12 protein-coding genes are annotated in these 11644 nt (G+C 37.7%); 10 read left to right on the forward strand and 2 right to left on the reverse strand.

All coding sequences use genetic code 11. The features are described from left to right. The first annotated feature begins 4 nt into the window (after nucleotides 1-4). The 4 genes from IGL37_RS02210 (at nucleotide 5) to bph (ending at nucleotide 3608) form a co-directional block, all read left to right on the forward strand. Nucleotides 5-1429: a PTS fructose transporter subunit IIC gene (locus IGL37_RS02210; protein ID WP_033785813.1), complete on the forward strand. Its 1425-nt coding sequence runs from the start codon at nucleotides 5-7 to the stop codon at nucleotides 1427-1429. A 21-nt stretch (nucleotides 1430-1450) separates the two neighbouring features. Continuing rightward, entirely contained in the window at nucleotides 1451-1912 is a 462-nt protein-coding gene (locus IGL37_RS02215; protein WP_002358680.1) for a fructose PTS transporter subunit IIA, read from the forward strand. Further along, on the forward strand, nucleotides 1909-2886 hold the full coding sequence (gene lacD / locus IGL37_RS02220) for a tagatose-bisphosphate aldolase (protein WP_010824416.1): 978 nt from the start codon (nucleotides 1909-1911) through the stop codon (nucleotides 2884-2886). Before IGL37_RS02215 ends, lacD begins: the two co-directional genes overlap by 4 nt. A gap of 188 nt (nucleotides 2887-3074) precedes the next feature. Then, nucleotides 3075-3608: a biofilm phosphatase Bph gene (gene bph, locus IGL37_RS02225; protein ID WP_002355538.1), complete on the forward strand. Its 534-nt coding sequence runs from the start codon at nucleotides 3075-3077 to the stop codon at nucleotides 3606-3608. 87 nt (nucleotides 3609-3695) lie between these two features. On the opposite strand, the gene IGL37_RS02230 is transcribed toward bph, so the two are convergent. Beyond that, entirely contained in the window at nucleotides 3696-4127 is a 432-nt protein-coding gene (locus IGL37_RS02230) for a GNAT family N-acetyltransferase (RefSeq protein ID WP_033918183.1), read from the reverse strand. 75 nt (nucleotides 4128-4202) lie between these two features. Here IGL37_RS02230 and IGL37_RS02235 point away from each other — a divergent pair, with 75 nt between their 5' ends. The 6 genes from IGL37_RS02235 to IGL37_RS02260 all read left to right on the forward strand — a co-directional run bounded on the left by IGL37_RS02235 (nucleotide 4203) and on the right by IGL37_RS02260 (nucleotide 11136). Continuing rightward, nucleotides 4203-5417, forward strand: a complete 1215-nt coding sequence (locus IGL37_RS02235; protein ID WP_002384914.1) for an AI-2E family transporter — start codon at nucleotides 4203-4205, stop codon at nucleotides 5415-5417. Between the two features lie 174 nt (nucleotides 5418-5591). After that, the gene (locus IGL37_RS02240) at nucleotides 5592-6971 is read left to right on the forward strand and encodes a hemolysin family protein (RefSeq protein ID WP_002363168.1); all 1380 of its coding nucleotides are present in this window, start codon (nucleotides 5592-5594) and stop codon (nucleotides 6969-6971) included. Nucleotides 6972-7144: 173 nt separating this feature from the next. Next, nucleotides 7145-8719, forward strand: coding sequence for a peptide chain release factor 3 (locus IGL37_RS02245; protein WP_002355543.1), 1575 nt, complete (start codon nucleotides 7145-7147; stop codon nucleotides 8717-8719). A gap of 173 nt (nucleotides 8720-8892) precedes the next feature. Further along, nucleotides 8893-9336, forward strand: a complete 444-nt coding sequence (locus tag IGL37_RS02250) for a DUF3290 domain-containing protein (RefSeq protein WP_002355544.1) — start codon at nucleotides 8893-8895, stop codon at nucleotides 9334-9336. A gap of 15 nt (nucleotides 9337-9351) precedes the next feature. Next, complete coding sequence (locus IGL37_RS02255) at nucleotides 9352-9999, forward strand: DUF421 domain-containing protein (RefSeq protein ID WP_002355545.1); 648 nt, start codon at nucleotides 9352-9354, stop codon at nucleotides 9997-9999. 66 nt (nucleotides 10000-10065) lie between these two features. Continuing rightward, nucleotides 10066-11136 (forward strand): hypothetical protein, encoded by a 1071-nt coding sequence (locus IGL37_RS02260; protein ID WP_033918182.1) that lies wholly within the window; start codon nucleotides 10066-10068, stop codon nucleotides 11134-11136. Nucleotides 11137-11178: 42 nt separating this feature from the next. Here the strand turns inward: IGL37_RS02260 and IGL37_RS02265 are convergent, their stop codons facing one another. Then, nucleotides 11179-11493 carry a DUF1827 family protein gene (locus IGL37_RS02265; RefSeq protein WP_002355547.1) on the reverse strand — a complete coding sequence of 105 codons (315 nt, stop codon included), beginning with the start codon at nucleotides 11491-11493 and terminating at the stop codon, nucleotides 11179-11181. Nucleotides 11494-11644 lie beyond the last annotated feature (151 nt).

An 11644-nucleotide genomic window follows, 5' to 3' on the forward strand; every position in this document is an offset into this window, starting at 1 on the left:
ACAGATGGCTACGTATCAATTAATAGCTGCTACAGGTTGTCCGACGGGAATAGCGCACACGTATATGGCACAGGAGGCATTGGAACAAGCTGCGAAACGTAAAGGTATTACGATTAAGGTTGAAACACATGGTCAGATTGGTATAGAAAACGAGTTAACACCTGCAGAAATCCAAGGAGCGGAGGCAGTCATTATTGCCGCCGACAAAGACGTTCAAGCAGAACGTTTTGCTGGGAAACGAATTATTGATGTCCCTGTCAGTGTGGGGATTAAAGAAGCAGATCGCTTAATTGAAGAAGCGCTCGCAGGAAAAGGATCGATTGCGGCCGAAAACCAAGCAGTGGATGAACTTGAACAGGAAACACAAATTTCTTCAGGAAATGTTGGACATAGTATTTATAAAAACTTAATGAATGGCGTCTCTCACATGTTGCCGTTTGTAGTAGCAGGCGGCGTTTTAATTGCTCTTTCTTTTGCTATTTGGGGTATTTATTCATTTGATCCAGAAAGTAGTCAGTATAATGCTACCGCTGCTATGTTAAAAAGTATTGGTGATGCCTCAATGGGCATGATGGTGCCAATCTTATCTGCGTATATCGCAGAGGGGATTGCCAAACGACCTGGTTTGGTTGTGGGCTTTGTCGGTGGTTTGATTGCTAACACTGGTGGTACTGGCTTTTTAGGAGGGATATTATCTGGTTTCCTTGCTGGGTATTTCATTCTTTTATTACAAAGAGTATTTAAAGGTTTGCCTAAATCATTAGATGGTTTAAAAGCAATTTTCCTTTATCCAGTCATTGGCGTTGCAGTTATTGGTATCACTATGTCTTTATTAGCAGATCCGATGAAAGCTGTTAACGAAGGAATGATGAGCTTTTTAGCTAGTTTCCAAAACTCCAGTCCGTTGGTTTTAGGAATTATTGTGGGTTGTATGTGTGCCTTTGATATGGGAGGTCCAGTTAATAAAGCGGCCTATGTTACTGGGACGGCACTCTTAGCTCAAGGAAATACTTCTTTTATGGCAGGAGTTTCTGCTGCCTGCATAGCGCCACCTTTAATTACAGGCTTTGCTACATTATTCTTTGGAAAATACTTTGACACAAATGAACGCAATGCGGGGCTAGTGAACTTTATTTTAGGCTCCACACATATTACAGAAGGCGCTATTCCGTTTGCGGCAAAAGACCCATTGAAGGTTTTACCAATTATGATGCTCGGATCTTCAATTGCGGCAGTCTTAACGTATATGTTTGGGGTACAAGTGCCAGCACCTCATGGAGGCTTTCTTGTTTTACCAGTTGTTACTCACGCTGTTCAATGGGTTCTGGCAATTTTAGCTGGTTCATTGGTAGGTGGCTTATTGCTAGGTTTTGTACAAAAAAGTAGAATCGCCAAACAAGAGCAATCGTTATCAAAAAAAATGAAATAACAGGAATTAGGAGTGGATGTAATGGCTTTTATTAAAGAAAATCATATTTTTTTAAATCAACAGTTACAAACGCAAGAGGATGTTTTTCACTTTTTAGCAAAAAAATCAACAGAATTGGAAGTTGCTCAGGACGCACAGGAAGTTTTCGATAAACTGAACGAGCGAGAACAAGAAGGAACAACGGGGATGATGAATGGATTTGCGATACCTCATGCAAAAGCAGCAACGATTCAACAAGCGGCCATTATCATCGTTACCTTGGACCAAGGTGTTGAGTGGCAGAGCCTTGACAACCAATTAACGGAGTTTGTGATTGCGCTGTTTATTCCAGATGCCGAAGCTGGCACGACACATTTGAAATTACTCTCTTCCGTTGCGCGCCTCCTATTAAGAGAAGAAGTTACTTCTGGACTGAAACAAGCAAGTTCGCCAGCTGAAATTGCTACGTTACTAAATAATCAATTAGGAGAGGGAACAGAATGAAAAAAATTAGTGAACAAAAACGTAAACATTTAGAAAATCTGGTAGATGATCAAGGGATTATTGGAGCACTAGCCATTGATCAACGTGGGGCCTTAAAACGCATGATGGGAAAATACAAAGAGGTGACTGCGCAAGAAATCAGTGACTTTAAAGTATTAGTATCTCGTTGCTTAACACCAGAGACTTCAGCAATTTTGTTGGATCCAGAATATGGCCTAGCTGCTGCTGAAAATCGAGCACAGACTTCAGGTTTGTTACTTGCGTATGAAAAAACGGGCTACGATGCTTCGACACCAGGACGGTTACCCGATAGTCTTGATGTTTGGTCGGTTAAGCGTTTAAAAGAAGCGGGCGCAGACGCGTGTAAATTTTTGCTTTACTACGATGTTGACGAAAGTGAAGCAATCAATGAGCGAAAGAAAGCTTATATAGAACGGATTGGTTCAGAGTGTTTAGCCGAAGAAATTCCATTCTTTTTAGAAATTGTCTCTTATGATGCAAACAATTCGGATAGTGCTTCAAAAGAATACGCTAAAGTAAAACCGCACAAAGTAATTGAAGCGATGAAGGAATTTTCAAAGGATCGCTATAATGTTGATGTTTTAAAAGTAGAAGTCCCTGTGAATATGAATTTTGTAGAAGGTTTTGGCACTGAAAGTCTTTATAGCCAAGATGAAGCGCAGGCCTTTTTCAACATGCAAAGTGAAGCAACACAACTTCCATTTATTTTCTTGAGTGCAGGGGTTAGTGCTGCGATGTTTCAGGAAACATTGAAATTTGCAAAAAAAGCAGGTTCCTCGTTTAATGGAGTCTTATGTGGTCGCGCAACTTGGGCAGACGGCGTGCTTCCATTTGTTCAACAAGGTGCTGAAGCAGCCGTTGCGTGGCTTGAAACAACTGGTAAAACAAATGTTGACGAATTAAATCAGGTTTTAAGAGAGAGCGCAGTATCAGTCTTTGAAAAAATCCAGTAATTAAGCTGAAAATATATACTGAATTTAAACTAATTGGTCATCTGAATTAAATTTTTTCAGAAATCGTCTTCTTTAAGTGAACTCAATGTACGCAAACTCAAAAGATATGATATAATTATTTCGATATCGATGTATGAACACCCAAAAAGTAACATTGCTTTACTTTATTTGGGGAAAGTTGGGGTATTATGGGAATTCCTAAAGAAGGCGAGTTTGTAACCATTCAGAGTTATAAACATGACGGACATTTACATCGAACGTGGCGTGATACGATGGTACTAAAAACGAGCGAGTATTCTTTAATTGGTGTGAACGATCACACGTTAGTAACGGAATCCGACGGACGTCGGTGGGTGACTCGTGAACCAGCCATTGTTTATTTTCACAAGAAATATTGGTTCAATATAATAGCAATGATTAGAGAAAAGGGGGTTTCGTATTACTGCAATCTGGCTTCGCCATATGTTTTAGATGACGAAGCGTTGAAGTATATTGATTATGATTTAGATATCAAGGTTTTTCCAGATGGTGAAAAACGTTTACTAGACGTTGATGAATATGAATTTCATAGCAAACTAATGGATTATCCAGAAGATATTGACTTCATTTTAAAAGAAAATGTCAAGACTTTAGTGGATTGGATTAATAACGAAAAAGGCCCCTTCTCGCCCGAATATGTAGATATCTGGTATCAACGTTATCAACAGCTATCAAAAAAATAGCCGATGTAAACAGCCCACAAAAGGAGCTTGGAGCATTAGCCAAAATGGCTAATGCTCCAAGCTCTAAATTTTCCGATTTAATTGGTGTTATAGTTCTTTATTCATTTCGTAGTGTTCAATGCCAGCATCCATAAAAGGTGCTCCTGTTTTTTGATAACCTAAACGTTCATAGAAGCCTACAGCGGTGACTTGTGCGCCTAGAGTAATCTTGTGGTAGACTTGTTCTTTGGCAAAATTTTCCGCCGCTTCCATAATCATTCGTCCATAGTCGGCGCCACGGTAAGCTTTTTCAACGGCCATTCGTTGTAATTTCATAACGCCATTTTCTAGTGGAAGCAAGCGACAAGTTGCGACAGCTACATAGTTCGTGTACAAAACAAAGTGAATACAACGTGCTTCATATTCATCGATTTCCATCTCTTCTGGTACCCCTTGTTCCGCTACGAATACGCGTTGACGAAGCCGGACAGCATCTAAATAAAGATCACTCATGGTATCTTTTGTTTGAGCTACATGCATAGAAAAACCCCCAAGTTCAGAATCTGTTTCTATTTTATTATACCACGAAAAAGTTCTAGCAATGAAGTATTCTCAATGACTGAGGGGGGAAGGTGTGATAAAATAAAACAGCAACAATTGAATAAAAATAAAGGAGGAGCCGCTGTGATTAATCGATTTAAAGAATCGAAATTATTTTTCTGGTCAGTTGAATTACTTGTCGTGGCCATGCTATTATTTATTGCTTCGAAAATTAATTTCTTATTTGCACCGATTGGGACATTCTTTTCAACGTTGTTTGCCCCAGTCTTAGTAGCAGGCTTTTTGTATTATTTACTAAATCCTGTGGTCAATCTACTAATGAAGACGAAAATGAAACGAATTTATGCCGTCTTACTGGTATTTTTATTACTAATCATCGCATTAGTTCTGATCTTATTAACAATTATCCCTAAGTTGGCAGATCAGCTAGCTAGTTTAGCATCAAGTATGCCGGATTTCTTTAAACAAGTGGAGACCTGGATTTATGAGATTGCGGAGTTACCTATTTTTAAACAAATTGATTTAACAAGCTATATTGAAAAAATGGATATTTCTTATGCAAATATTATCCAACAATTTTTAAGTAGTTTATCAAGTAGCTTAGGTTCAATCGTATCAACGGTGGCGTCAACCACCATTGTTTTGGTCACTGCGCCATTTATTTTATTTTATATGTTAAAAGATGGAGATAAGCTAGTACCAGCGATTCAACGCTTTTTACCTGAGAAAAGAAAAGATGATATTGTGGATCTTTTAGGACAATTGAACCAAACCTTATCCAGTTATATTAGTGGACAAGCGATTGAATGTTTATTTGTCGGTACATTTACGATTATTGGGTATTCATTGCTTGGCGTTCGTTATGCCTTTTTATTTGGTGTCATTGCCGGCTTTACGAATTTGATTCCCTATCTAGGACCTTATCTAGGATTAGCGCCTGCTGTCTTAGTGACCATCTTTAATGAACCCGTCAAAGCAGCCTTATGTTGTTTAGTGGTGCTAGTGGTTCAACAATTGGACGGAAATATTATTTATCCAAACGTTATCGGAAAATCTCTAAAAATCCATCCATTAACGATTATTTTAATTTTATTGGTAGCAGGAAATTTAGCAGGTTTGCTAGGTATTTTCCTCGGTGTCCCATTTTACGCAATCTGCCGGACCATTATCTACTATGTTATTGATATGGTCAAAGCGGGTCGTAGTGAAAAAGTTACCAATGCTGTTCTTTTAGGGAATGAAACAAATACGAAAGAAAATAACGGTTAATGATTGAATCCGCTAATCTTTCGTGCTATGATTTTATGGATTAGGATAGAAAATAACCTGTCATAATACTGATTGTGTCTGTTTCTAAGCCTAACCATAAAAAGAGGAAGAACGTTAAAAGAGTACGAAAGTACAGCCTCGGAATTATCAACAATTAAGGAGAGAGAGAACATTATGAATAATGCTGACCCTGAGAGTCAGTCGCTAATTGCGCAACTTCTATTATTAGTCGTGTTGACGTTTATCAATGCCTTTTTGGCAGCGGCGGAAATTGCAGTCGTATCTGTTAACAAGAATCGTGTGGAACAAAAAGCGGAAGACGGCGACGCAAAAGCTCAAAAATTGCTTAAGGTATTGCAAGACCCCAATAACTTTTTATCCACAATCCAAGTAGGGATTACTTTGGTTAATATCCTATCTGGTGCTTCATTAGCAGAGACTTTATCTAGTCGTTTGGCCCCTGTATTAGGTGGCGGCGCCGCAGCTAAGAGTCTTGCCAGTATCATTATCTTAGCATTGTTAACGTACGTTTCTATTGTATTTGGTGAATTATACCCTAAACGAATTGCTATGAATAAATCAGAAGAAGTCGCTCAATTGACTTCTGGTGCAGTCCGCTTTTTAGGAGTTATCGCGCGTCCCTTCGTTTGGTTGCTATCGGCTTCGACCGATTTATTATCCAAAATCACACCAATGACTTTCGATGATGCCGATTCGAAGATGACACGAGATGAAATGCGCTACATGCTTGAAACAGAAGGTGTTTTGGAAAACGAAGAACTAGAAATGCTACAAGGTGTCTTTTCATTAGATACAAAAGTGGCACGAGAAGTAATGGTTCCTCGGACAGACGCATTCATGGTTGACATCCAAGATGATGTCCAAGAAAACATCAATTTAATTTTAGGAGAAAATTATTCTCGGATTCCTGTTTATAGTGAAGACAAAGATAAAATTGTTGGTATTTTACATACCAAAACGTTACTAAAAGCTGCACGTAATTTAGGCTTTGAAAACATTGAATTAGGCGCGATTATCCAAGAACCATTATTTGTCCCAGAAACCATTTTTATTGATGATTTACTTTATGAGTTAAAACGAACACAAAACCAAATGGCGATTTTACTAGATGAATATGGCGGTGTTGTCGGTTTAGCAACACTAGAAGATTTACTAGAAGAAATCGTTGGTGAAATTGACGATGAAACAGATGAAGTAGAAAATTTATATACACAAGTGGCTGACAATGAATATTTGGTTCAAGGACGCATGTTAATTGACGAATTTAATGAAGTATTTGAAACAGATTTACACATGAGCGATGTTGATACAATGGCGGGTTACTTAATTACAGCATTAGGAACCATTCCTGATGAAGGGGAAAAACCTTCTTTTGAAGTGGGCAATATTAAGTTAACTGCTGAAGAAATGGAAGGCACACGTTTGCTAGTCTTACGCGTTCATTTCTACGATGAAGAAACTGTCGATGAAGAACCAGAAGAAAATCGTCGTTTTTTCCGTAAAGAAATGGAAGATGACGAACCAAGACGTTAAAAATAACCTGTGACATCAGTCGTTTTGACTAATGTCACAGGTTTTCCTTTTAAAAAACAGCCAACAGCAGCTCTTTATTCTCAAGGCTTGACATGATATACTAGCAAAGGTTAATCAAAAATTATGCTGAAGAAAATAAATAAATAAACATCACAAGTGATAAGGAGATTTTTATGACGATCAATCAAAAAGAAGCAGTCGATAGTCGCCGTACGTTTGCGATTATTTCCCATCCGGATGCTGGGAAAACAACGATTACTGAACAATTATTATTATTTGGGGGCGCCATCCGCCAAGCTGGAACAGTCAAAGGGAAAAAAACAGGGAACTTTGCCAAATCTGACTGGATGGAAATTGAAAAACAACGGGGAATTTCGGTAACGAGTTCTGTGATGCAATTTGACTATCAAGACAAACGGATTAATATCTTGGACACCCCAGGGCATGAGGATTTCTCAGAGGATACGTATCGGACCTTAATGGCCGTGGATAGTGCTGTGATGGTTATTGATAGTGCCAAAGGGATTGAAGCACAAACGAAAAAACTTTTCCAAGTTGTTAAAAAACGTGGTATTCCAATTTTTACTTTTATTAACAAATTGGACCGTGACGGACGGGAACCATTGGAACTTTTAGAAGAATTGGAAGAACTATTGGATATTGAATCTTATCCAATGAACTGGCCAATTGGTATGGGAAAAGGCCTAGAAGGTCTATACGATATTTATAATGAACGTGTGGAATTATATCGTCCAGAAAATAATGGTGGGGAGCGTTTTATTCCTTTAAAAGATGGCGATATCCCAAGCGATTTACCATTGCACAATAACAGCGTTTATCAACAAGTGTTGGAAGATGTTGAGTTGTTGGTAGAAGCAGGCGATGAATTTAGCGAGGAAAAAATCGCTCGTGGTGATCAAACGCCAGTCTTCTTCGGTTCTGCTTTGACAAACTTTGGGGTTCAAACATTTTTAGAAACCTTCTTACAATTTGCGCCTGCGCCACATGCGCATAAAACAGAAGAGGGTGGCGAAGTAAGTCCTTATGAAAAAGAATTTTCAGGCTTTGTCTTTAAAATTCAAGCGAATATGAACCCCGCCCATCGTGATCGAATTGCTTTTGTTCGAATTTGTTCAGGTGTTTTTGAAAGAGGCATGGACGTGACTTTAGGTAGAACAGGCAAAAAAGTCAAATTAAGTAACGTGACGCAATTTATGGCGGATGCCCGCGAAAACGTCACAGAAGCTGTTGCAGGCGATATTATCGGCGTGTATGACACAGGAAATTACCAAATTGGCGATACTTTGTATGAAGGGAAAATGAATGTTCAATACGAAGAGTTGCCGTCATTTACACCTGAATTATTCATGAAAGTGACTGCCAAAAACGTGATGAAACAAAAATCTTTCCATAAAGGAATTTACCAACTGGTTCAAGAAGGAGCCATTCAATTATACAAAACATATTTAACAGAAGAATATATCATTGGCGCAGTAGGTCAATTGCAGTTTGAAGTTTTCCAATACCGAATGTCCAATGAATACAATGCTGAAGTGGTAATGACGCCAATGGGTTCTAAAATTGCCCGCTGGATTAATCCAGAAGATTTAGATGAACGCATGAGCTCTAGCCGAAACATTTTGGCACGGGACCGTTTCGATCAACCTTTGTTCTTATTTGAAAACCAATTTGCGGAACGCTGGTTTGCGGATAAATATCCAGATGTTGAACTGAAAAGTTTGATGTAAAATTAATTTGTAATCAATCAGTAGCTGAATCTTTAGAAGATTGAAGCTCGGCGCAGTCATTCTCAAGATGATTGCGCTGAGCTTTTCTTGTTATAAGGTATTAAAGCAGGCGTGATTGTTTTTTTGAGATAGAATACTTACTATAACGAACCTATCAAGGAGTGGACAAGAACATGAATTTTTATGGCATCGAGTATTTAAAAAGCCAATCTAATTTAAATGATTACTTAAAGTATTTTTTTATTTTTGCTTTGTTAATCGGGCTAGTCATTGTGTTTAGTTTTTATGTGCGACATCAAATTCAAACGAAATATCGTGAATTAAGTATTATTATTTTTTTATCATTATTATTTGTTTTAGGGGTTCAATATTCCAATTATCAACTGAACCAAAATCAGCATTCGCAATCTTCACAAATGGTACATTTTGTCGAACAAGTGGCACAGGAAAAAAAGGTTTCTCCAGAAAAAGTTTATGTCAATGGTACACAATTGGCTGACGGAACCATAGTTAAAATTGACGAAGTGTTTTATAAAATGAGTTTAAGTACGGATCAGCAGTCTTATACGTTACAAGAAACGTATTTATTAACACCAACGATTGAAATCATAAAGTAAAGTGAGGGAAAATTAATGCAGTTTTATAGTCCAATTATTATTAAATTTGCTTTAGGTATTATTTGTTTAATTGTCCAAATTAATTTGATGGGAAAAGGCAATTTGGCGCCCACATCGGCTATGGACCAAGTGCAAAACTATGTATTGGGGGGCATTATTGGTGGTGTTATTTATAATGATTCAATTACGGTGCTCCAATTTGTATTAGTGTTAATTTTGTGGACATTATTAGTCTTAATTTTAAAATTTGCAAAAGAACACAATCGCTATGTGAAGCAAATTGTGGATGGTAAACCCATTACTTTAATCAAGGATGGACAGGTTGTGGTGAAGGAATGTTTGAAAAATGGTATTTCTGCAAATGATCTAATGTTTAAATTACGAGCAAATGGTATTTATGAAGTCCAGCTTGTTAAACGGGCTGTTTTAGAACAAAATGGTCAATTAACAATCGTCGAATATGGCGATGAAAGTATTCGTTATCCGATTATTGTGGACGGTCAAGCCAACATGGATGTCCTAGAGTTAATCAAAAAAGATGAGCACTGGCTATTAACGCAAATCCAAGAACAAGGATTCCAAAGATTACAGGAAATCTATTTAGGTGAGTATTTATCTGGACAGTTAAGTTTATCGCCGTATGAAGAAAAAACGATTTCTTAGCTATACTTTTCATTCTACTTATATTAAAATTAAATGGTAATTCAATGAGTTTTAAAAGGAGGAAAAATGAAAACTAAAAAGATAGTTGTCGGGTTATTTTGTTCAATGATTATTTTAATGGGGTGCCAACCAGATCAACGAACTGAAAAAATGAAAGAAAGTACTGAAGCAGAAGCAGTCCAAGTAACGAGTGGTGCCTCGGCAGCCACTAATGCCACTTCTGTAAAGCAGGAGGAGCAGACAAACACGAATGATCAACCGAAGGAGAGTGCTGCCAAAGTGAGTTATGAGCGTAATGGACATACCTTTGAAGTTGATGCTGTTTCTGGCGCTACAGTAGAAGCTAATAATGGACAATCAGGAATTAGTCCAGAAGAAAAAGCCCAGAAGATGTATTGGTCAGGTCGTCCAGAAATCGGGGAAGTTCAAGGGGATTATTATCATCATGAAGTCGTGTTTGATGGCGGCTATACGGCTTTAATTGATGTCGTTGTTAAGGATCAACAAATTCAGTTAGTGGAATTTGATGAACGTGGACCTAAAAACTATTATTCTGAAGAATGGGCAGGAGTGACAAAACGTTTATCCGGCTATGCAAATTTTCAAGCGAACAACGCCCGAACCGATCAATCGTTAGTGACCGTTGTTAATACGATGACTTTTTTAGAAAATCAAATGGTTACCGAAAATCGTCTAGATGGCGCCTTCCAGACAGCCAAAGGGCAATCCAATAGCGCTAATAATGGCTATCTTCCTGCTGCTAGGGTTTTAGCCAAGGAAATCAAAGAACCTTCAAAAGAACATTATACAAGTCTAACAGAAGATTTTGGGGAGGGGCTTTCTGGACGTTTAACTGTTATTACGTTAAAAGATTCAGGGAAAATAACCGATCTTCGTTATGATGAATATTTTGCAGATACAGAAGAAGAGATTAAAGACGCAAAACTGAAGGCTTATTCTCGCCAATCAAAATATTTTTCTAAAGATTATGCTCAAAAATCGGGGGAAAATTTCAAAAAAGAAGTGGATGACTTAAGAAAAAAAGCAATCGAGGAAAATAAATTAGTCAGTCCGACAAATGAGGAAGCCTGGTCGGAAAATTATCAAAGGCTTGTAAAAAAAATAACGTCACAATAAATTAAAAAAACTGCCAAAGTGGGGAAACTTCGGCAGTTTTTTTTAGTTTTCCATGAGGGAAACTTTTAATGGAACAGACACTTCGGTCACATGGTTTAACTCAATGATAGAAATTTCATCTGGGTCATAAGCCTCTTTAGGTAATCGTTTTAACAGTTTTGCTAAAATTTCTTTTACTTCTGTCGGACGAATGCGACGATTTTTATTCATAATCAGAACTTCCACATGGTGAGCTGCTTCTGAATAGACAGCGGTCGTGTTTCCTGCTGAGTAGACTTTTACAAAGTAAGCATCCGTGTTTTCCAATTGTTTATTTACTAATTGTTTGTAGCTATTGGTCACATTCACTAATTTCATTTTATCACCTCATTATAGTTGTGTGCTGCAAAAGAGCGTTTCCAATTATGTACAGGAGTTCCAGATTGAATTTTTTCTATGAGGAACAAGTATACGAATATCTTTCTTCTATTATAGTTTTTTTTGATGAAAATAAAAAGTGAAAAGCATA

The sequence above is a fragment of the Enterococcus sp. AZ119 genome (assembly GCF_050546175.1).
Taxonomy (GTDB): Bacteria; Bacillota; Bacilli; order Lactobacillales; family Enterococcaceae; genus Enterococcus; species Enterococcus faecalis.

Coding starts and splice junctions, on each gene's coding strand:
- IGL37_RS02265 (WP_002355547.1), bottom strand. CDS start 11,493: ATGAAATTAGTGAATGTGACCAATAGCTACAAACAATTAGTAAATAAA.
- bph (WP_002355538.1), top strand. CDS start 3,075: ATGGGAATTCCTAAAGAAGGCGAGTTTGTAACCATTCAGAGTTATAAA.
- IGL37_RS02250 (WP_002355544.1), top strand. CDS start 8,893: ATGAATTTTTATGGCATCGAGTATTTAAAAAGCCAATCTAATTTAAAT.
- IGL37_RS02210 (WP_033785813.1), top strand. CDS start 5: ATGGCTACGTATCAATTAATAGCTGCTACAGGTTGTCCGACGGGAATA.
- IGL37_RS02240 (WP_002363168.1), top strand. CDS start 5,592: ATGAATAATGCTGACCCTGAGAGTCAGTCGCTAATTGCGCAACTTCTA.
- IGL37_RS02255 (WP_002355545.1), top strand. CDS start 9,352: ATGCAGTTTTATAGTCCAATTATTATTAAATTTGCTTTAGGTATTATT.
- IGL37_RS02245 (WP_002355543.1), top strand. CDS start 7,145: ATGACGATCAATCAAAAAGAAGCAGTCGATAGTCGCCGTACGTTTGCG.
- IGL37_RS02235 (WP_002384914.1), top strand. CDS start 4,203: ATGACTGAGGGGGGAAGGTGTGATAAAATAAAACAGCAACAATTGAAT.
- lacD (WP_010824416.1), top strand. CDS start 1,909: ATGAAAAAAATTAGTGAACAAAAACGTAAACATTTAGAAAATCTGGTA.
- IGL37_RS02215 (WP_002358680.1), top strand. CDS start 1,451: ATGGCTTTTATTAAAGAAAATCATATTTTTTTAAATCAACAGTTACAA.
- IGL37_RS02260 (WP_033918182.1), top strand. CDS start 10,066: ATGAAAACTAAAAAGATAGTTGTCGGGTTATTTTGTTCAATGATTATT.
- IGL37_RS02230 (WP_033918183.1), bottom strand. CDS start 4,127: ATGCATGTAGCTCAAACAAAAGATACCATGAGTGATCTTTATTTAGAT.